This is a genomic window from Bradyrhizobium sp., from assembly GCF_016219575.1.
Lineage (GTDB): Bacteria > Pseudomonadota > Alphaproteobacteria > Rhizobiales > Xanthobacteraceae > Bradyrhizobium.
This window is the reverse complement of sequence record NZ_JACRMG010000009.1, coordinates 421,330-440,186: the sequence shown is the minus strand read 5'-3', so window position 1 is coordinate 440,186 and position 18,857 is coordinate 421,330. Positions and strand designations below refer to the sequence as shown.

The window sequence follows — 18,857 nt, the reverse complement described above, 5'->3', positions numbered from 1 at the left end:
CGCTCGTTCCGGGGCGCGCAAGAGCGCGAACCCGGAATCTCGAGACTCCGGGTCTGGTGCTCACGCATCAGCCCGGAGCGACAGTTATCTCTGCTTCCCCGCCAGCGTCCGCAGCGCAATCGCCAGCGCCAGAAGCAACAGCACCGATGCCAGCAGGAACGGCGCGCCCGGCAATTTGAATGCGGTCTGCGGGCCGATGAAGTGCGCAAAGGTCAGCGTGAACAGGAACGGGCCGAGCAGCTGCGAAATGCTCTGCACGCTGTTGGTCGCCCCCTGCAACCGGCCCTGCTGCTCCGGCGAAACCCGTCGCGTGATCAATGCCTGGGTCGCTGCGCCCGCCACGCCCCAGAGTGCCATCACGGGAACGGCGGTCCAGAACCAATGACCGGTAGGCGCCGTACCGCAGATGAAAAAGCCGACGGCACCGCAGGCGAGCCCGAAGAACAGCGCGCGGCGCTCGCCGAATCGCTTCACGATCGGCCCGATCGCCGCGCCCTGCACCACCATCTGGCAGATGCCGACCAGTGCCAGCGTGAGCCCGACGGTCTTGACGTCCCAGCCATAGCGGTAGGTCGCATACAGCACGAACACCGACGGCAGCACGACATGGGCGAGCTGTGCGAAGAAATTCGCCAGCGACAATCCCGCCAAAACGCTATCGGAAGCGAGCAAACGCAGTGCGCCCACGGGATTCGCGCTCTTCCAGCGCCAGGGCGAGCGTCGCTCCCTGGACAGCGACTCCGGCAGGATCAAGAACCCGTAAAGCGTGTTGGTGAAGCTCAGGCCAGCCGCAGCCCAGAACGGCAGCCGCGGATCGATATCGCCCAGCACGCCGCCGAGCGCAGGGCCGAGAATGAAGCCGGCGCCGAAGGCAACCCCGACCTTGCCGAACATCGCAGCACGATGCTCCGGCGCAGTGATGTCGGCGATATAGGCGAACGCGGTCGAGACGCTCGCAGAGGTGATGCCGGAGATCAGGCGTCCCACGAACAGCCAGGACAGCGATGGTGCCAGCGCCATCAGCACATAGTCGAGCCCGAGTCCGAAATTCGACAACAGGATGACCGGACGGCGTCCGAAGCGGTCGGACAGTGCGCCGAGCACCGGCGAGAAGAAGAACTGCATCACGGCCCAGGCCGTGCCGAACAGGCCGAAAATGCGCGCCGCATTGGCGGTGTCGTTGTCGACAAAGCTCTCGATCAGCTTGGGCAGGATCGGAATGATCACGCCCAGCGCCAGCATGTCGAGCAGGATGGTGACGAAGATGAAGGCGACGGCCGCGCCGCGGGGCGCAGCCGCTGCCGGACTTGCCGGCGCCTCCCCGCTCACGAGGGACGCTTCCGCTTGTGCGCGAACGGATTGGCTTTTTCGCGCAGCGTGATGCGGATCGGCGTGCCCGGCAGATCGAACGCCTCGCGCAGCGAGTTGACGAGATAGCGCAGATAGGATTGCGGCACGGCGTCGGCACGCGAGCAGAACAGCACGAAGCTCGGCGGCCGCGCCTTGTTCTGCGTGATGTAGTTGAGCTTCAGCCGGCGGCCCGACACCGCCGGCGGCGGATTGTTGGAGACCGCCTGCTCGAACCAGCGATTGAGCGCCGCCGTCGGGACGCGCCGGTTCCACACCGCATAGGCCTGCTGGATCGCCGTCATCAGGCGGTCGATGCCCTCGCCCATCAGCCCGGACACGGCAACGAGCGGCGCGCCCTTGACCTGCGGCAGCCAGTGATCGGCATCGGTCCGCATGGTCGTAATCAGGTTCGGCTTGCGTTCGACCAGATCCCATTTGTTGACCGCAAGCACGATGGCGCGGCCCTCGCGCTCGATCAGATCGGCGATGCGCAGGTCCTGTTCCTCGAACTTGTTCTGCGCATCCATCATCAGCACGACGACTTCGGCAAAGCGCACCGCGCGCAGGGCGTCCGCGACCGAGAGCTTCTCCAGCTTCTCCTCGATCCGCGAGCGTCGGCGCAGGCCGGCGGTATCGAATACGCGGAATTGCCGGCCCTTCCATTCGATCTCGACCGCGATGGAATCGCGGGTGGTGCCGGCCTCGGGGCTGGTGAGCAGCCGCTCCTCGCCGAGCAACTGGTTGATCAGGGTCGATTTGCCGGCATTGGGCCGGCCGACGATGGCGACGCGAATGGGCCGCGTCGCGGCCTCTTCCTCCGAGATGTCCTCGTCGTCTGTATCTTCGTCCTCTTCGACCGGTTCCGGCATCAGCGCGCGCAACGCGTCGTAGAGCTCGCTCATGCCTTCGCCGTGCTCGGCGGAAATCTGCACGGGATCGCCAAGCCCGAGCGCATAGGATTCCATCGCCCCCAGCTCGCCGTGCCTGCCCTCGGCCTTGTTGGCGACCAGCACCACCGGCTTGTTGGCGCGGCGGGCGAAATCGGCAAAGGCGCGGTCGTTGGGCGTGAGCCCCATGCGGGCGTCGATCACGAACATCAGCGCATCGGCCTGCGCGATCGCAGCTTCCGTCTGTTCCTGCATCCGCGCGGTCAGCGAGCCCTTGGCGCCCTCATCGAGGCCGGCGGTGTCGATGATGGTGAAGGCGAGATCGTAGAGCTTCCCCTCACCCTCGCGGCGGTCGCGGGTGACGCCGGGCATATCGTCGACGAGCGCAAGCTTCTGTCCGACCAGACGGTTGAACAGCGTCGACTTGCCGACATTGGGCCGGCCGATGATGGCAATGGTGAACGACATGGGGCCGTTTTTTGGAACGATGTCAGGCGCCGCTCTTGCCGCGCCTGTCAATGCGACGGGGAGAAACTAGCGCGAGAAACCGCCGCTTGGCAGCGGCGCCGGGAATGCGGATTGCTGTTGCTGCGCCGGCTGCGCCTGCTGCTGCGGCGGCGGATCGGGCGGCGGCGCGGTGGTGCGGCGGCGCACGATCTTGGCCGGCTTTGGCGGCGGCGGCGCGGCGGCGACGGTGTTTTCCTCCTCGGCGGGCGCCGCGTCCGGATCGGGCGCAGCGGCAGGCTGCGCTGCGGGTGCAGCGGCCTGCTTCGACTTGCCCTTCGATCTCGCACTCTTCGAACCCGGCGGCGGCTCCGGGGGCGGCGCTGCGGCGGCTGCGGCTGCGGCCGCGTTCTGCTCGTCGATCTGCTGCTGGCGCGAACCCTTGTAGAGATCCCGCGGCACGCCCTGCTCCAGTCCGGGCACGCCCTCGGGGAATACCGGCTTGCGCTCGCCCGGCAGCTTCTTCTTGGTGTCCATCCAGTCGAGCAGGTCGGACGGATCGAAATTGGCCATGCCGCCACCGCCGCAGCCGGCCAGCGCGCCCGAAAGGGCGACGAGGACGGTGAGAGCAATGAGGCGTTGCGATCCGCGCATCAGAATCTCGTCAGCTCTTCGCTACCGGCGGCAACAGGGCCTGCAACGCTTCGGCACGCGAACGCAGGCCCGGCGGCGTGTTGCCGTCATTGGCGATCATGTCCAGCCATTGCCGCGTAGCGGCGGTGTCGTTGGCGCGCCAGGCCGACAGCGCCAGCAATTCGCGCGCGCTGTGGCGGAAGGCGCCGTCCTTCCCGGCAGCCGGCTCGAGCCGCTGCAGCATGTTGGGATAGGTCGTGGTTTCCAGCAGCAGCTGCGCCGCGCGGATGCGCGCCAGATCGCGCTCGGGCGCCGCAACGGAGGTGTCGGAGGCGATGTCGTCGAACATCTTGGCAGCGGCCGGCTTGTCGCGCGCGGCGACCTCTGCGGCCGTGCGCAGCCGGGCCAGGATGCGGTAGCCGGACGGCGCTTTCGCCACCAGATCGGCAAACGCGGCCTCCGCCTCGGCATGCTTGTTCTGATCGGCAAGCTCCGCGGCGCGATCGAACGCCGCGCCGGCTTCGGCGGCCTTCTTGGCTTCCAGGTACTGGTAGCCGCGCCAGCCGCCCACGCCCGCGATAATCAGGAATGCCAGAGCAATGATATAGATGGAGTACTTGTCCCACAGCTTCTTGAGCTGTTCGCGACGTACTTCCTCATCAACTTCGTCAAATAATTCAGACACTTAAGGCTATCCCACCGCCGATGAGCCGTTTGCCAAAGGGAGCGGCGCCAAGCGCCCGGTCCCCGCTTTCGCGCGGCGTTACCCTAACGATATGGCCGTGGCAAGGCAAAGCGAGGCGGATCAAAACGTTAACGGGGGAGACCGGATTGAAAGACCCGCGACGAATCGCCCGTCAGCGTTGACATCGTGGTTCAGAATTTGGCGTAGTCCGGTCCGACCCAATCTGGTTTGCAGGTGATTCATGGTGTTGCGCGCCTCGCTTGTCGTGTTGGCCGTTGCGTTTGCCCTGGGCCCGGCCATTCTGCCTGCGGCCTGCCGCGCCGCCGAGATCAAACCGAAGACGCCTGACAGCGCGTTCGCCGGCAAGCTTCGCCCGGACATCCTGGGTATTTCCGCGGACTCGACGGCGGACGCCGCCCGAAGCGTGTTCGAATCCGCCTTGAGGGGACGCGCCGACAGCAAGACCGAGATCGGGCAAGCCAAGTTCGGCAATTCATCCGCGAGCTTTATCGCCACATTGAATTTCAGCGCGCCGCTCGGCGCAAAGCAAAGCGGCGAAGCGCTGGTCGCGGGCTTCTCCTCGCCCGCCAGCGAGAACCGCGTCTTCTTCGTTTCGCGCACGCTGAATTTCGCCGAAGGCGAGCAGCCGGCCAGGGCCGAGTTGATCAAGCAGGTGATGGAAAAATACGGCACGCCCACGATCGTCGGCGACCAGCATCTCTATTACATCTACCGCGGCAATTCGATCGTGTCGGTCGGCGGCAAGTTCGGCAAGCCGGCGCTGGCGCTCGAAGCCATCGACAAGCCGCTCGATCCCAAGATGGCGCTGAAGCTCAACACCGAGAGCGGCCGCGGCCGCGGCAGCTGCGTCGCCGTGGTCAAGCGCTCGATCGCCGCGAAGGAGAAGTCGCTCGCCGCCCTGATCGAGGACGCAAGGGGCGCCAATTGTGACGGTGTCGTCAGCGTGCAGTTCACGCCGTCGACACAAGCCGATCGCATCAGCATCGCGCAGTTCGTGTTGCTCGACGTGAAACGGGTGATCAGCGCCTCCGCCATCGACGCCGAGGCACTCGCCGCCGGCAACGGCGGTGCCGCGCCAAAGGCCGGCGCACCGAAACTCTAGCTCGCCGCGGCCGAGCGGGACGCCAGCCCCTCGCGCAGCTGGCGCTTGATCACCTTGCCATTGGCGTTGCGCGGCAAGGGTTCAGTCATCAGGTCCATCGTCTCCGGCACCTTGTAGTCGGAGAGCCGCTCCGCGCACCACGCCTGCAGCGCCGTGCGTTCAACGGTATCGCGCACTACCACGACAGCATGCACGCGCTCGCCGAGCACCGGGCACGGCTTGGCGACGATTGCGCTTTCGACCACGGCGGGATGGCCGGCCAATACCGACTCGACCTCGGCGGAATAGATCTTCAGGCCGCCGCGGTTGATCATGTCCTTCTGGCGGTCGAACACGCGCACGAAATTGTCCGCATCGATCGAGCCGAGATCGCCGGAATGCCAGAAGCCACCGGTAAAGTTTTCCGCGGTCGCCGTCGGATTGTTCCAGTAGCCCTTGATGACGGATCCGCCGTGAATCCAGATTTCGCCGATCTCGCCGCGCTGCAGCTCCCTGCCGGCGGCATCGACGACGATGATGGTGGCGCCCGGGCACGGCAAGCCGACGCTGTCGATATGGCTGACGACGAATTCGGCGGGCATCATGGTCGACGGCGAGGTCGTCTCGGTCGCGCCGTAGCAATTGGCCAGTCGCAGCCCCGGAATCTTCGCCGCCAGCTTCTCGATGGTGGCGATCGGCATCGGCGCGCCGCCGAAGCCGCCTATGCGCCAACTCGACAGGTCGTAACTGTCGAAATCCGGCTGCAGCAGGCAGAGATTGTACATCGCCGGCACCATGACGGTGTAGGTCACGCGTTCGCGCGCGGCGAGCTTGAGATATTCGGCCGCCTTGAACTCCGGCATGATGATGAGCGCGCCCGCACAGCACGCCATGGTCGTGATGTTGGCGACGACGCCGGTGACATGGCCGAGCGGCACCGCGGCGATGGAACGGTCGGCTTCCGTGAGCTGCAGGCACGACACGAACACGACCGAGGAATGGATGACGTTGCAATGGGCGAGCATTGCGCCCTTCGGCTTGCCGGTGGTGCCCGACGTATAGAGGATCATCGCGGTGTCCTCTTCGCCGACCGTGGCGGGCGCAGGCACCGAAGCATTGCCGAGCAGCGCCGAAAATTGTGACCGGTCCGCGATGTCATCCACGGCGATACGATGCCTGAGGTCGGGCACGTCGCGCGCGTCCGGGATGCGCTCCGCCAGCGCGGCCTCATGCACCAGCAGCTTCGCGCCGCAATCGGTCAGTACATACGCAATCTCCGGCTTCTGCTGGCGCACGCTGAGCAACACCGTGACGAGGCCCGCATGCGCGGCCGCAAACATCGTCAGCACGAATTCGATGCGATTGCTGAGCAGCACCGCGACGCGGTCACCGGGCACCAGACCGAGCCTGGTAAAGCCGGCCGCGATATCGGCGGATCGCGCCACCACCTCGCGCCAGCTCAGCCGCTGCTGGCCGCAGATGATCGCTTCGCCATCGGGATTGCGCGCAGCGGCATCCGCGATCATTGCCCAGATGCTGGCGGGCCGCTCGGCAAAGGCCGGCACCAGGCGGTCGCCGAAGCGCGCCTCCAGCCGCATGGGAGGAATGGAAGAATGCGACCAGTCCATGGCGCCGCTCCCTCAGTTTCTTGTTTTCATTCCGTAGACGTGTTCGGGACCGGGAAAATTACGCGAGCGGACATCGGCCGCATAGCCCTTGATGGCGGCTTCGATGGCCGGACCGAGATCGCCATAGCGGCGCACGAATTTCGGCGTGCGCGGCGACAGGCCCAGCATGTCCTCGAGCACCAGCACCTGGCCGTCGCAGGCCGCGCTCGCGCCGATGCCAATGGTAGGGGCTGCGATCTTCCCGGTGATCTTGCGCGCCAGCGGCTCGGCCACGGCCTCGATCACGATAGAGAAGGCGCCGGCATCGGAGATCGCGCGGGCATCGTTCTCGATCGGCTCCCAGCTCCCCTCCTCGCGACCCTGGGCGCGGAACGAGCCGAGCGTGTTGATCGACTGCGGCGTCAGCCCGATATGGCCCATCACGGGAATGCCGCGTTCGCTGAGGAAGGCCACCGTCTCCGCCATCCGCTCGCCGCCTTCGAGCTTCACCGCGCCGCACTGCGTCTCCTTCAAGATCCGCACCGCCGAATGGAACGCCTGCTCCTTCGACGCCTCATAGGAGCCGAAGGGCATGTCGACGACGACGAGCGCATGCTGCGATCCGCGCATCACCGCCCGGCCCTGCAGGATCATCATCTCCAGCGTCACCGGCACGGTGGTCTCGTAGCCGTGCATGACATTGCCGAGGGAGTCGCCAACGAGAATGGCGTCGCAATAGCGGTCGACCAGCGCCGCGGTATGGGCGTGGTAGGAGGTCAGCATCACGATGGGCTCGCCGCCCTTGCGTGCGAATATGTCCGGCGCCGTCTTGCGCCTGATCGCCGCCTGTACCGACATGCTCAGGCTCCGACGACGGGAACGCCGATCACGGCCGGGTGGAACGCAAAGGCGAGCGCGAGATAGGCGATGACGCCGACCGCAACCGCGATCAGGTCGTTGGTCGTCCCGCCCACCGGAATCGGCGGACCGCCAGCGTCGCCGCGGCGCTTCAGCGAGATGCGGTCGAACACCGCCCAGGCGAGAAACGAGCCGAACAGGATGATGGAGCCGAGATCGCCGTTGGCGAGCAGATGTGCTGCCGCCCACAGCTTCACGCCCGCCAGCATCGGATGCTTCAGCGTCGTGTAGATGCGGCCGCGGATGTAGGACGCTACCACCATGATCACCGCCGGCAGCATCAGCGCAATCGCGATGTGCTTCATCGCGACCGGCGGAGACCAGACGTCGATCCAGCCGGTTGCGCGATACCGCGCAAAGCCCCAGATGATCAGCGCCAGGCCGATCGCCGAAACCAGCGAATAGACGATCTTGTAGGTGCCCTCACCCAACGAAGCGATCATCCGCGCGCGAGCATCGCGCTGCGTAGTGAAAGTATGCGCGCCCAGAAACACCACGAGGCCCGCGATCATCACCCAAAGTCCCACGGTACCCTCCCGTTTTGCGCCCGTATCCCCCGTAGCTAGGGCTATCATTTTAGGGGCGCGGAGCGCAATGCGCCTGCCGACTGCCTCATTGCTGCTGCGAGCTCTTGCCCAGCGCGCGGTTATCGACATAGCGGATCGCGATCGGCCGGCCGGCAAGCGCGCCGCCAAGGCCATCGGTGAGTTTCAGCGGCAGGCAGGCATCGAGCGAGGCGTTGATCGCCTTCAGATAGGTGGCGCGCGTGTCTGCCGAAACGCCTGATGTGACAAAGGTGACACGCGGTGCCGCGATCATCTCGCCCGAGCGTTTGAAACTGAAGCGCACCGACATCTGCATGCCCTCGCGCGCGGTATCCGCCGAAGGCGGCGACCAGCAGGAACGCAGCGCGGCGAAGAGGTCGGAAATGGTATTGAGGTCGTGGTCGGGCTTCCGGTATCTAGCCGCGTCCTGCTGTGGTGGCGCGCTCTGGATCGTCAACCGCAGATCCTGCCCGTAGGGATATTCGATCTCGGGAATGCAGAGCCCGTTGTTGAATACGCCGCAATAGGACGGCGTGCATGGCCGGTTGTCGAGCACGCTGCAGGGCGCGTGCGAGAACGGGATCGGGTTGATCTGGCGGCTCGTGTCGACCTGGCCCGACAGAAGCATGGCAAGGGACAGCAGACCGCTGATGATAACGACGCGCCGCACCATGGCAGCCTCGAAAATGACAAGTCCGGACAATGGTGCTCCCGATGCCCGGGTTCAAGACCGTCGCCGTTCACAGCCCTGCGTTCATGAGCCTTGCCGCCCGTCGTCGCCTTGATAAGGTCCGGCCGGGATTCCTGCCACTCGTACAAGCCCATACATGTTGAAGCAGATCGAGCGACCGACCGAGAGACCGCCGGCTCCGGGAAGAGTACTTTCCGACTTCGGCCCGATATATGCGTCGAGCGGGTTCATCGGCTGGCTATTTGCCGTTACTGCGCCGGTAGCCATCATCCTCTCGGTCGGCTCGAAAGGCGGGCTCTCGGAGGGCGAAATCGCCTCCTGGATTTTCGGCGTCTTCTTCATCAACGGCCTCATCACCATCCTGTTCTGCTGGCTGTACCGGCAGCCATTGGCGTTCTTCTGGACCATTCCAGGCACGGTGCTGGTGGGTCAGTCCTTGACGCATCTGACGTTTCCCCAGGTCGTCGGCGCCTATTACGTCACGAGCGCGCTGATGCTCGTGCTGGGCGCCACGGGCTCGGTGAAGCGCGCCATGGAGCTCGTTCCCCTGCCGATCGTGATGGGAATGGTCGCCGGCGTCTTCCTGCGTTTCGGCCTCGACCTCGTCCATGCCGTCTTCGCGGACATTGCCATCGCGGGTCCCATGGTCGCGGTCTGGTTGCTGTTGTCCGCGCTGCCATGGCTGGGCCAACGCTGTCCGCCGATCATCGGCGCGCTCATTGTCGGCGCGGTTGCCACGATCGCCTTGGGCAAGTTCGACGCTTCGGCCCCGCTGCGGCTGGAACTGATCCGGCCCGTGCTCCAGGAGCCGGCCTGGTCGATTGCCGCGATGGTCGAGCTTGTCGTGCCGCTGGCGATCACGGTCCTCGTCGTGCAGAACGGCCAGGGCATCGCCGTTCTCAAGGCGGCAGGTCATGAGCCGCCGATCAACGCGGTGGCTGTCGCGTGCGGCATCGGCTCGGCCATCACTGCCCTCGCCGGCGGAATCAGCACCTGCCTTACCGGGCCGACCAACGCCATCCTCGTCGGCAGCGGCGAGCGCAAACGCCAATATACCGCCGGGATCGTCGTCGGCATCCTGGCGATCCTGTTCGGTTTGCTGGCACCGACCTTCACCCGGCTGCTGCTCAACGCGCCAAAATCCCTGATCGCGGCGCTGGCGGGGCTGGCGATGTTGCGCGTGTTGCAGTCGGCCTTCACCACGGCCTTCGGCAGCCGGTTCTCCCTCGGCGCGCTGGTGGCCTTTCTCGTCACCGTCGCTGACCACCCGCTGTTGAACGTCGGCGCCGCCTTCTGGGGATTGATCGGCGGCCTTGCCGTTTCCTTGCTGATGGAACGGCCGGACTTTGCGGCGAAGCCAAAATCCTGACGCCGCCCACGCGACGCGCGATCACAGCTTCGCGTTCATGGCCGAGAGCTCCGCAATCAGCGCCTTTTCGCTGGGCTGATCGAGCACGCCGGCGGCATAGAGCGAGATGCCGCCATAGAGGGTGATGTAAACCTTCATCACCGCACGGCGCCGCGCGGCCGAGGATTCGATGTCGCGGGCGAAAATCCGCATCGCCTCCGAGATGACCTTGTGCACCGCGCTCTGCAGCGGCGGGTTGTGCTTCATGGTGGCGTGCGGCCGGCTGGTCATCAGCGCATAGAGCGCGCGGTTGGCGAGCGCGAAGCGGACATAGCGCGCGGTGTAGTCCTCCGGCGTCCTTGCCTTGGCCACGCTCGCCGCCAGCCGCAAGTATGCCTCCGTCGCCACCGCATCGAGCAGCGCCTCGCGGTGGACGAAATGGTTGTAGAGCGAGCGGTGCGCGACGCCGACCTCCTCGGCGACCTCGCGCAGGCTCAGGCGCTCATGGCCGTGCTCCGCCACCAGGCGGGTGGCGGCCTTCAGCGCATCGGCACGGAGATTGCCGTGGCGATAGGTCGCCCGGCGCGGCTTTGCAGTCATGTTCTCTTCATACAAAGCTCCCGCGCCGGACGCTACCACCGCCTCACGCCGAAGCCCGCCGCGCCACGCGATCATCGCCATATTGCGGCGTGATGTCCTCGTCGATGACCTGCCGGATCAGCTTGATGACCGCGCCGCGCGCCCGCGCCTTGGTCGCGGCGTGGGCGGCCATGTTCAGCCCGCTCAGCGCCAGCGCCGTCTCCTCCGCCGCCTGCTCCAGCCGGTCCGCCGCAACGACACGGTCGAAGAACCCGGCGGTGACGGCCTCGGCGGGTCCGAACATCTCCGCGGTCATCACGACCCGGCTGAAATAGGCCGGCGTCAGCCGCTGCCGCGCCACCTCGATGGCGAAACGCGGCACGGTCAACCCGATCGCGACCTCGTTCATGCCGATCCGGTAATCGCCCTCGGCGGCGATGCGGTGATCGCTCGACATGATAAGGAACGCTCCCATCGGGTAGGCATTGCCCTGGCACGCCGCCACCACGGGAAACGGAAACGACAATATCCGCAGCGCCAACTCCGCGCCCGCCTTCACCATCAAATACTGCTCCTCGGCGCTACCCCTGGCGAACACGGCGAGGTCGAAGCCGCCGGAAAAATGCCTGCCGCGGGCGTTCAGGATCGGGACGACCTTGTCGCGCTCGGCCTCGTCGAAGGCCGCATGCAGCGCGTTCAGCATGGCCAGCGACATCACATTGGCCTTGCCGTCGTCCATGGTGATGGCGGCGATGGCCCCGGAACGGGAATAGGTGGCGAGTTTCGTCATAGCTGCTTCTCCCTGGATTACATGCATCCAGTGGATACTTCTGCTCGGTCGGGCGCAAGTCCCGACAACGGGCAGTGGACGCATAGCGGCATCCACTGGATGCATATGTAGCGAGAAGGCCAAGGCTAGTCGTCCCGCAAGAGGTGTCATCGCCCGGCTTGGTCGGGGCGGCCTCGCCCCCGCAGCTCATGGCAATGACGCGGAGGTCACAGCAGACAAATCGCATTGGATCGGATAAAAGCATCAACACCAGTGAACCGCATATCGGCGGGAGCAGAGGTGCGAGATGTCGAATTTTGCCGCGAGATCAATTCTAAAAGGCTTACTGCTGAGCAGCCTGTCCGTTATTTTGGCCGGCGGCAGTGCCGTCGCCGTGACAACCGATGACGTCAAGTGGATCAATCAATGCGTCAAGGATAATTCCGATCAAGGCGCGAAGCGCCTGGTCGTGCTCAAGTACTGCACTTGCATGAACAACAAGATGACTGATGAAGATACGCAGTCAGTCACCGAGTGGGAAAAGACGCACCCCGAAGAGCAGAAGGCATGTGAGGAAGAGGCCGGCTGGGAATAGTCAACGATCCTGACGGCAGCCGCGCCTACTTCTTCTTCACATCCTTCACCGCGGAGAACTCGATCCCCTCGGCGCGCTCCTTGGTGTAGCCGAGATAGAACTCGTTCCTGGCCATGAACACCGGATCGCCGTCGACGTCGTCGGCGATCCCCGAATTGTTGGCGCTGATGAAGGCTTCCAGTTTCTTGCGGTCGTCGCAGGAAATCCAGCGCGCCAGCTGGAACTCCGACACTTCGAATTCCACCGGCAGCGAGTATTCGGCATCGAGCCGCGCCTTCAGCACGTCGAGCTGCAGCGGGCCGACCACGCCGACCAGCGCAGGCGCGCCGTCGCGTGGGCGGAATACCTGGACCACGCCCTCCTCCGACATCTGCTGCAGCGCCTCTTTCAGTTTCTTCGCCTTCATCGCATCCGTCAGCCGCACACGGCGGACGATTTCCGGCGCAAAGCTCGGCACGCCGACGAAGGTGAGATCCTCGCCCTCGGTCAAGGTGTCGCCGATGCGGAGCGTGCCGTGGTTGGGGATGCCGACGACGTCGCCGGCAAAGGCCTCATCCGCCACCGAGCGGTCCTGGGCGAAGAAGAATTGCGGGCTCGACAGGCTCATGTTCTTGCCGGTGCGCACCAGCTTGGCCTTCATGCCGCGGCTGAGCTTGCCGGAGCACAGCCGCGCAAAGGCGATGCGGTCGCGGTGGTTCGGGTCCATGTTGGCCTGGATCTTGAACACGAACGCGCTCATGCGCGGCTCGGCGGCTTCCACCTTGCGCAAATTGCTGTCCTGCGCGCGCGGGGCAGGTGCGAACTTGCCGAGACCTTCAAGCAGATCGCCGACGCCGAAGTTGCGCAGCGCGCTGCCGAAATAGACCGGGGTGAGATGGCCCTCGCGGAACGCCTCGAGATCGAACGGCTTGCAGGCCTCCGAGACCAGCTCCAGCTCTTCCCTGACCTGGCCGACGTCCAGATTGGGGTTGCGCTTGCCGAGATCGGCGATGTCGATCTGCTCGGTGGCGCCGGTCTTGGCGCCGCCACCCTCGAGCAGGCGGACGCCGCCGTTGACGACATCATAGGTGCCGAGGAAGTCGCGGCCGCGGCCGACCGGCCAGGTCATCGGCGTGGTGTCGAGCGCCAGCGTCTTCTCGATCTCGTCCAGCAATTCGAAGGTGTCGCGGCTCTCGCGGTCCATCTTGTTGATGAAGGTGATGATCGGGATGTCGCGCAGCCGGCACACCTCGAACAGTTTTCGGGTGCGCGCCTCGATGCCCTTGGCGGCGTCGATCACCATCACCGCCGAATCGACGGCGGTCAGCGTTCGATAGGTGTCTTCGGAAAAGTCCTCGTGGCCCGGCGTGTCCAGCAGGTTGAACACAAGACCATTGAATTCGAAGGTCATCACCGAGGTGACGACCGAAATGCCGCGCTCGCGCTCGATCTTCATCCAGTCGGAACGGGTGTTGCGCCGCTCGCCCTTGGCCTTTACCTGGCCGGCGAGGTTGATGGCGCCGCCGAACAGCAGCAGTTTTTCCGTCAGCGTGGTCTTGCCGGCGTCGGGGTGAGAGATGATCGCAAAGGTGCGGCGACGTGCCACTTCATGGGCAAGCGGCGACGCGGCGGGTTGCGCGGCGGTCAGGGCAATATCGGACATGGGCGAGCGTTTGGCAGGGAAAACGGCTGATATCAAGCTTGTTCGGAACCCAACCCATATAGGAATTGGGCATGCTTTTCGCCAACCGGCTACCAGCGCAGCAGCAGCACCGCCCAGTAGGTCGCGGCCGCCACCAGCGCGGATGCTGGGATCGTGATCACCCAGGCATAGACGATCGAGCTTGCCACGTTCCAGCGCACCGCGGAGAGCCGCCGCGAGGCGCCGACGCCGACGATGGCGCCGGTGATGGTATGGGTGGTCGAGACGGGAACCCCGAGATAGGTCGCCATGAACAGCGTGGCCGCGCCGCCGGTCTCGGCGCAAAAGCCCTGCATCGGCGTCAGCTTGGTGATGCGCAGGCCCATGGTGCGCACGATGCGCCAGCCGCCCATCAGCGTGCCCAGCCCCATCGCGGCCTGGCAGGAGATCACCACCCAGAACGGGATGTTGAAGTCTGCGCCGAGATAGCCCTGCGAATAGAGCAGCACCGCGATGATGCCCATGGTCTTTTGCGCGTCGTTGCCGCCATGGCCGAGCGAATAGAGCGAGGCCGAGACGAACTGCAGGATACGGAACGCGCGGTCGACGGCGAACGGCGTCGAACGCACGGCGAGCCACGACACGATGGCAACCAGCACGATCGCCAGCAGGAACCCGACCAGCGGCGACAGCACGATGGCAAGCAACGTCTTGGACAGTCCGCTCCAAACCGCAGCCGAAAGGCCCGCCTTGGCCATGCCGGCGCCGACGAGCCCGCCGATCAGCGCGTGTGAACTCGAGGAGGGAATGCCGAGCGCCCAGGTGATCAGGTTCCAGACGATTGCGCCGACCAGGGCTGCGAAGATCACGGAAGCATCGACCACGCTCGGCTCGATGATCCCCTTGCCGATGGTGTTGGCGACATGCAGGCCGAACACCGTGAAGGCGATAAAGTTGAAGAACGCCGCCCAGAACACTGCATATTGCGGCCGCAGCACACGGGTCGAGACGATGGTCGCGATCGAATTGGCGGCATCGTGCAGGCCGTTCAGGAAGTCGAACAGCAGCGCCACGCCAATCAGCGCGACCAGAATGGGTAGACCCAGCGAGGCGTCCACGGCTCAGGTCCCTGCCCTATACCTGTTCGATCACGATACTATTGATCTCGTTGGCGACGTCGTCGAAGCGGTCGGCTACCTTTTCGAGATGGTCGTAGATCTCGACGCCGACGATGAAGTCCATGGCGCTGGCATTCCGGTGCTTGAGGAACAACTCCTTCATGCCGATGTCGTGGAGGTCGTCGACCCGGCCTTCCAGCTTGGTCAGCTCTTCCGTGATCGACGTCAGCATCGAGACGTTTTCGCCGATCGATTTCAGCAACGGCAGCGCGCGGGACACCAAATTGGCGCATTCGACCAGGAGTTGCCCCATCTCGCGCATCGGCGGCTCGAAGGTACGCACCTCGAACAACATGACGGCCTTCGCGGTCTGCTGCATCTGGTCGATGGCATCGTCCATCGAGGTGATCAGGTTCTTGATGTCGCCGCGGTCGAACGGGGTGATGAAGGTGCGGCGCACGGCGGTGAGCACCTCGCGCGTGATGCCGTCGGCGTCGTTCTCGAACTGGCTGACGCGCTGGCAGTAGACCGCCGTTTCCTCGCCGCCGCGCAGCACGCCCTGCAGGGCCTCGGCGCCCTTGACGCAGGTTTCGGCGTGGCGGGCGAACAGGTCGAAAAACCGCTCTTCCTTCGGCAAGAAGGCACGAAACCAGCGCAGCATGTGGGTCAGTCCATTGTCAGAAACGGCCGGGAAGCCCGCGCTCCCGTCACGAAACTGTCATAGACCGAATTGCCGGAAAAACCCAAGGCGGCGGCGCCCGGAACCGGGTCATCCACCGCTTTCTCGAAGCAAAATCGCCCTGAAAACCGGCGCTTACAGCGACCGGCGGAAATAGTGGCCGATCTCGCCGACGATGCCGCGCCGGAAGGTCAGCACGCAGGCGACGAAAATCACGCCCTGGATCACCGTCACCCACTGGCCGAAACCGGCAAGATATTGCTGCATGGCGATGATGACGAAGGCACCCACCACGGGGCCGAAGATGGTGCCGAGGCCGCCGACCAGCGTCATCAGCACGATTTCGCCGGACATCGACCAGTGCACGTCGGTGAGCGAGGCATTCTGCGCCACGAACACCTTCAGCGATCCCGCAAAACCGGCGAGCGTGCCGGACAGGATGAAAGCGAGCAGCTTGTACTGGTCGGTCTTGTAGCCGAGCGAGATCGCGCGCGGTTCGTTCTCGCGGATCGCCTTCAGCACCTCGCCGAACGGCGAGTTGATGGTGCGGAAGATCAGGAGGAAGCCGCCGAGGAACCCGGCCAGCACGACATAGTAGAGCACCGTCGGGTTCGACAGGTTGATGAAGCCGAACATCATGCCCTGCGGAATGCCCTGGATGCCGTCCTCGCCATGGGTGAACGGCGCCTGCAGGTAGATGAAGTACAGGAGCTGCGACAGCGCCAGCGTGATCATCGAGAAATAGATGCCCTGGCGGCGGATCGAGACATAACTGGTGATGAGGCCGAGCGCAGCCGCGCCGGCGGTGCCGATCACGATGCCGATCTCGGGCGAGACGCCCCACTCCTTCAACGCATGCGCGGTGAAATAGCCGGCCGTGCCCAGGAACATCGCGTGGCCGAACGACAGCAGGCCGCCGAAGCCGATCAGGAGGTTGAACGCGCAGGCAAGCAGCGCGAAACACAGCGCCTGCATCACGAAGAACGGATAGATGCCGGTCGCAGGCACGATCGCCAGCAGCACCGCCATCGCCGCGAATACGATCATCTCGTCGCGAAGGGTGCGCGGCGATGCCGGCAGGGTGTCGTCGGTCATTGCGCTCATGTCAGGCCGCCCGTCCAGTCAGTCCCGTCGGCTTTATCAGCAGCACCAGCACCATCAGCACGAATACGACGGTGTTGGAGGCCTCGGGATAAAAGTATTTGGTCAGGCCCTCGATCACCCCGAGCGCAAAGCCGGTGATGATGGAGCCCATGATGGAACCCATGCCGCCGATCACGACCACGGCGAACACGACGATGATGAGGTCGGCGCCCATCAGCGGGCGGACCTGGTTGATCGGCGCCGACAGCACGCCGGCAAGCGCGGCAAGGCCAACGCCGAGGCCGTAGGTGAGCGTGATCATGCGGGGCACGTTGATGCCGAAGGCGCGCACCAGCGTCGGGTTTTCGGTAGCGGCGCGCAGATTGGCGCCAAGCCGCGTCTTCTCGATCAGGAACCAGGTGGCCAGGCACACCACCAGCGAGAATACGACGACCCAGCCGCGATAGATCGGCAGGAACATGAAGCCGAGATTCATGCCGCCCCTCAACTCGTCCGGGATCGCGTAAGGCAGGCCCGACGAGCCGAAATAGTTCTGGAACAGGCCCTGCACGATCAGCGCGATGCCGAAGGTGAGCAAGAGACCGTAGAGATGGTCGAGACCGGTCAGCCACTGCAGCATGGTCCGCTCCAGGATCATGCCGAAAATGCCGACGGCGATCGGCGCGATGATCAGCGCCCACCAGTAACCGATGCCCAGGAGATTGAGCAGGAAATAGGCGCAAAACGCGCCCATCATGTAGAGCGCGCCATGCGCGAAATTGATGATGTTGAGCATGCCGAAGATCACGGCAAGGCCGAGACTCAACAGCGCGTAGAACGAGCCGTTGATCAGTCCCACCAGAAGCTGAGCATAGAGGGCTTGCATCGATCGATCTTTCGCAAACTCTGAGTTGCGGACGGCACCCGCCGGCCATCAGCCGGCGGGTGCCCTTCCCTTCTTACTTCACCAGCGGGCAGGCGCCTTCCGACAGCGGGCGGAAAGCCTGGTCGGCCGGCGTGGTGCCGACCAGCTTGTAATAGTCCCACGGCCCCTTGGATTCGGCGGGCGTCTTGACCTCGAACAGATAGGCCGGGTGGATCTTGCGGCCGTCGATGCGGATCGAGCCCTTGCCGAACAGCGGATCGTCGGTCGGCATTTCCTTCATCTTGGCCACCACCTTGGCGCCGTCATGCGGGTTGCCGCCCATCGCTTCCAGCGCCTTGAAATAGTGGATCAGGCCGGAATAGACGCCGGCCTGGATCATCGAAGGCATCGCCTTGTTCTTCATGCGCTCGGAGAAGCGCTTGGAGAAGGTGCGCGTGCCGTCGTTGAGGTCCCAGTAGAAGGTCTCGGTGAAGTTCAGTCCCTGCGCCACCTTGAGGCCGAGAGCGTGGACGTCCGGGAGGAACAGCAGCAGGCCGGCGAGCTTCTGGCCGCCGGAGACGATGCCGAACTCGGCCGCCTGCTTGATGGTGTTGGTGGTGTCGCCGCCGGCGTTCGCCATGCCGATGATCTTCGCCTTGGAGGCCTGCGCCTGCAGCAGGAACGAGGAGAAGTCCGCGGTGTTGAGCGGATGCCGGACCGTGCCGACCACCTTGCCGCCCGACTTGGTCACGACCGCCGCGGTGTCACGCTCCAGCGCGTGGCCGAACGCATAGTCTGCGGTGAGGAAGTACCAGCTATCGCCGCCGGCCTTCACCAGCGCCTGGCCGGTGCTGTTGGCCAGCATGTAGGTGTCATAGACCCAGTGAATGGTGTTCGGCGTGCAGGCCTTGCCGGTAAGGTCCGACGTCGCCGCGCCGGTGTCGATCAGGACGGCGTTCTTCTCCTTGACGAGATTGCTGACCGCCAGCGCAACGCCGGAGTTCAGGACGTCCACGAATACGTCGACCTTTTCGACGTCGAGCCACTGGCGCGCGACGTTGGTGCCGATGTCGGGCTTGTTCTGGTGGTCGGCTGAGACAACGTCGACCTTCCAGCCCTTGCCGGCGAGGCCCGCATCCTCGACCGCCATCTGCGCCGCGAGCGTCGAGCCCGGGCCGCCGAGGTCGGCATAGAGACCGGAATTGTCGGTGAGCACGCCGATCTTGATGGTCTTGTCCTGCGCAAAGGCGCCGGTGGCGGCAACGAGCGAAAGCGCCGTGCCGAGAAGGAGTTTCGAGAGCTTCTGTTTCATTGTATCTCCCTTGGATCTGCCTGGAG

At 64.8% G+C, this 18,857-nt stretch carries 19 protein-coding genes; 3 read left to right on the top strand and 16 right to left on the bottom strand.

All coding sequences use genetic code 11. The features are described 5' to 3' along the window. Positions 1–84: 84 nt before the first annotated feature. From HZB49_RS07110 to HZB49_RS07095, 4 genes are all read right to left on the bottom strand, one after another. Complete coding sequence (locus tag HZB49_RS07110) at positions 85–1,329, bottom strand: TCR/Tet family MFS transporter (protein ID WP_291609798.1); 1,245 nt, start codon at positions 1,327–1,329, stop codon at positions 85–87. Then, positions 1,326–2,705 (bottom strand): ribosome biogenesis GTPase Der, encoded by a 1,380-nt coding sequence (gene der, locus HZB49_RS07105; RefSeq protein WP_291609797.1) that lies wholly within the window; start codon positions 2,703–2,705, stop codon positions 1,326–1,328. The genes HZB49_RS07110 and der overlap by 4 nt, the downstream gene beginning before the upstream one ends. A gap of 66 nt (positions 2,706–2,771) precedes the next feature. Further along, the gene (locus HZB49_RS07100) at positions 2,772–3,335 is read right to left on the bottom strand and encodes a hypothetical protein (RefSeq protein WP_291609796.1); all 564 of its coding nucleotides are present in this window, start codon (positions 3,333–3,335) and stop codon (positions 2,772–2,774) included. A 10-nt stretch (positions 3,336–3,345) separates the two neighbouring features. Continuing rightward, entirely contained in the window at positions 3,346–3,999 is a 654-nt protein-coding gene (locus tag HZB49_RS07095; RefSeq protein ID WP_291609795.1) for a tetratricopeptide repeat protein, read from the bottom strand. Positions 4,000–4,240: 241 nt separating this feature from the next. Here HZB49_RS07095 and HZB49_RS07090 point away from each other — a divergent pair, with 241 nt between their 5' ends. Next, positions 4,241–5,122, top strand: a complete 882-nt coding sequence (locus HZB49_RS07090; RefSeq protein ID WP_291609794.1) for a hypothetical protein — start codon at positions 4,241–4,243, stop codon at positions 5,120–5,122. Here HZB49_RS07090 and HZB49_RS07085 read toward each other — a convergent pair. From HZB49_RS07085 to HZB49_RS07070, 4 genes are all read right to left on the bottom strand, one after another. After that, positions 5,119–6,729 carry a class I adenylate-forming enzyme family protein gene (locus HZB49_RS07085; protein WP_291609793.1) on the bottom strand — a complete coding sequence of 537 codons (1,611 nt, stop codon included), beginning with the start codon at positions 6,727–6,729 and terminating at the stop codon, positions 5,119–5,121. The genes HZB49_RS07090 and HZB49_RS07085 overlap by 4 nt on opposite strands. A 12-nt stretch (positions 6,730–6,741) precedes the next feature. After that, positions 6,742–7,566 (bottom strand): 3-methyl-2-oxobutanoate hydroxymethyltransferase, encoded by an 825-nt coding sequence (gene panB / locus HZB49_RS07080; RefSeq protein ID WP_291609792.1) that lies wholly within the window; start codon positions 7,564–7,566, stop codon positions 6,742–6,744. Between the two features lie 2 nt (positions 7,567–7,568). Next, complete coding sequence (locus HZB49_RS07075) at positions 7,569–8,153, bottom strand: NnrU family protein (RefSeq protein ID WP_291609791.1); 585 nt, start codon at positions 8,151–8,153, stop codon at positions 7,569–7,571. An 85-nt stretch (positions 8,154–8,238) separates the two neighbouring features. Then, the gene (locus HZB49_RS07070; RefSeq protein ID WP_291611123.1) at positions 8,239–8,799 is read right to left on the bottom strand and encodes a hypothetical protein; all 561 of its coding nucleotides are present in this window, start codon (positions 8,797–8,799) and stop codon (positions 8,239–8,241) included. Positions 8,800–8,998: 199 nt separating this feature from the next. On the opposite strand from HZB49_RS07070, the gene HZB49_RS07065 reads away from it, so the two are divergent. Beyond that, positions 8,999–10,231 (top strand): benzoate/H(+) symporter BenE family transporter, encoded by a 1,233-nt coding sequence (locus tag HZB49_RS07065; protein WP_291609790.1) that lies wholly within the window; start codon positions 8,999–9,001, stop codon positions 10,229–10,231. Between the two features lie 21 nt (positions 10,232–10,252). Here the strand turns inward: HZB49_RS07065 and HZB49_RS07060 are convergent, their stop codons facing one another. Together HZB49_RS07060 and HZB49_RS07055 are read right to left on the bottom strand one after the other, a co-directional pair. Then, positions 10,253–10,810: a TetR/AcrR family transcriptional regulator gene (locus HZB49_RS07060; protein WP_291609789.1), complete on the bottom strand. Its 558-nt coding sequence runs from the start codon at positions 10,808–10,810 to the stop codon at positions 10,253–10,255. Between the two features lie 43 nt (positions 10,811–10,853). Then, entirely contained in the window at positions 10,854–11,579 is a 726-nt protein-coding gene (locus tag HZB49_RS07055; protein ID WP_291609788.1) for a crotonase/enoyl-CoA hydratase family protein, read from the bottom strand. 286 nt (positions 11,580–11,865) lie between these two features. On the opposite strand from HZB49_RS07055, the gene HZB49_RS07050 reads away from it, so the two are divergent. After that, the gene (locus HZB49_RS07050) at positions 11,866–12,153 is read left to right on the top strand and encodes a hypothetical protein (protein ID WP_291609787.1); all 288 of its coding nucleotides are present in this window, start codon (positions 11,866–11,868) and stop codon (positions 12,151–12,153) included. Positions 12,154–12,178: 25 nt separating this feature from the next. Here HZB49_RS07050 and HZB49_RS07045 read toward each other — a convergent pair whose 3' ends face one another. The 6 genes from HZB49_RS07045 to HZB49_RS07020 form a co-directional block, all read right to left on the bottom strand. Then, entirely contained in the window at positions 12,179–13,795 is a 1,617-nt protein-coding gene (locus HZB49_RS07045) for a peptide chain release factor 3 (RefSeq protein ID WP_291609786.1), read from the bottom strand. A gap of 89 nt (positions 13,796–13,884) precedes the next feature. Beyond that, positions 13,885–14,892, bottom strand: coding sequence for an inorganic phosphate transporter (locus tag HZB49_RS07040; protein WP_291609785.1), 1,008 nt, complete (start codon positions 14,890–14,892; stop codon positions 13,885–13,887). A 16-nt stretch (positions 14,893–14,908) separates the two neighbouring features. Beyond that, positions 14,909–15,553, bottom strand: coding sequence for a DUF47 domain-containing protein (locus HZB49_RS07035; protein WP_291609784.1), 645 nt, complete (start codon positions 15,551–15,553; stop codon positions 14,909–14,911). A gap of 153 nt (positions 15,554–15,706) precedes the next feature. After that, positions 15,707–16,675, bottom strand: a complete 969-nt coding sequence (locus HZB49_RS07030; RefSeq protein WP_291609783.1) for a branched-chain amino acid ABC transporter permease — start codon at positions 16,673–16,675, stop codon at positions 15,707–15,709. Position 16,676: 1 nt separating this feature from the next. After that, complete coding sequence (locus tag HZB49_RS07025; protein ID WP_291609782.1) at positions 16,677–17,540, bottom strand: branched-chain amino acid ABC transporter permease; 864 nt, start codon at positions 17,538–17,540, stop codon at positions 16,677–16,679. A 73-nt stretch (positions 17,541–17,613) separates the two neighbouring features. After that, positions 17,614–18,831 (bottom strand): ABC transporter substrate-binding protein, encoded by a 1,218-nt coding sequence (locus tag HZB49_RS07020; RefSeq protein ID WP_291609781.1) that lies wholly within the window; start codon positions 18,829–18,831, stop codon positions 17,614–17,616. Between the last annotated feature and the right edge of the window lie 26 nt (positions 18,832–18,857).

What these genes read in the sequence shown, in the direction of transcription:
- der (WP_291609797.1), bottom strand. Translation starts at nt 2,705, where the DNA reads ATGTCGTTCACCATTGCCATCATCGGCCGGCCCAATGTCGGCAAGTCG.
- HZB49_RS07100 (WP_291609796.1), bottom strand. Translation starts at nt 3,335, where the DNA reads ATGCGCGGATCGCAACGCCTCATTGCTCTCACCGTCCTCGTCGCCCTT.
- HZB49_RS07090 (WP_291609794.1), top strand. Translation starts at nt 4,241, where the DNA reads ATGGTGTTGCGCGCCTCGCTTGTCGTGTTGGCCGTTGCGTTTGCCCTG.
- HZB49_RS07085 (WP_291609793.1), bottom strand. Translation starts at nt 6,729, where the DNA reads ATGGACTGGTCGCATTCTTCCATTCCTCCCATGCGGCTGGAGGCGCGC.
- panB (WP_291609792.1), bottom strand. Translation starts at nt 7,566, where the DNA reads ATGTCGGTACAGGCGGCGATCAGGCGCAAGACGGCGCCGGACATATTC.
- HZB49_RS07070 (WP_291611123.1), bottom strand. Translation starts at nt 8,799, where the DNA reads ATGCTTCTGTCGGGCCAGGTCGACACGAGCCGCCAGATCAACCCGATC.
- HZB49_RS07065 (WP_291609790.1), top strand. Translation starts at nt 8,999, where the DNA reads ATGTTGAAGCAGATCGAGCGACCGACCGAGAGACCGCCGGCTCCGGGA.
- HZB49_RS07060 (WP_291609789.1), bottom strand. Translation starts at nt 10,810, where the DNA reads ATGACTGCAAAGCCGCGCCGGGCGACCTATCGCCACGGCAATCTCCGT.
- HZB49_RS07055 (WP_291609788.1), bottom strand. Translation starts at nt 11,579, where the DNA reads ATGACGAAACTCGCCACCTATTCCCGTTCCGGGGCCATCGCCGCCATC.
- HZB49_RS07050 (WP_291609787.1), top strand. Translation starts at nt 11,866, where the DNA reads ATGTCGAATTTTGCCGCGAGATCAATTCTAAAAGGCTTACTGCTGAGC.
- HZB49_RS07045 (WP_291609786.1), bottom strand. Translation starts at nt 13,795, where the DNA reads ATGTCCGATATTGCCCTGACCGCCGCGCAACCCGCCGCGTCGCCGCTT.
- HZB49_RS07035 (WP_291609784.1), bottom strand. Translation starts at nt 15,553, where the DNA reads ATGCTGCGCTGGTTTCGTGCCTTCTTGCCGAAGGAAGAGCGGTTTTTC.
- HZB49_RS07030 (WP_291609783.1), bottom strand. Translation starts at nt 16,675, where the DNA reads ATGAGCGCAATGACCGACGACACCCTGCCGGCATCGCCGCGCACCCTT.
- HZB49_RS07025 (WP_291609782.1), bottom strand. Translation starts at nt 17,540, where the DNA reads ATGCAAGCCCTCTATGCTCAGCTTCTGGTGGGACTGATCAACGGCTCG.
- HZB49_RS07020 (WP_291609781.1), bottom strand. Translation starts at nt 18,831, where the DNA reads ATGAAACAGAAGCTCTCGAAACTCCTTCTCGGCACGGCGCTTTCGCTC.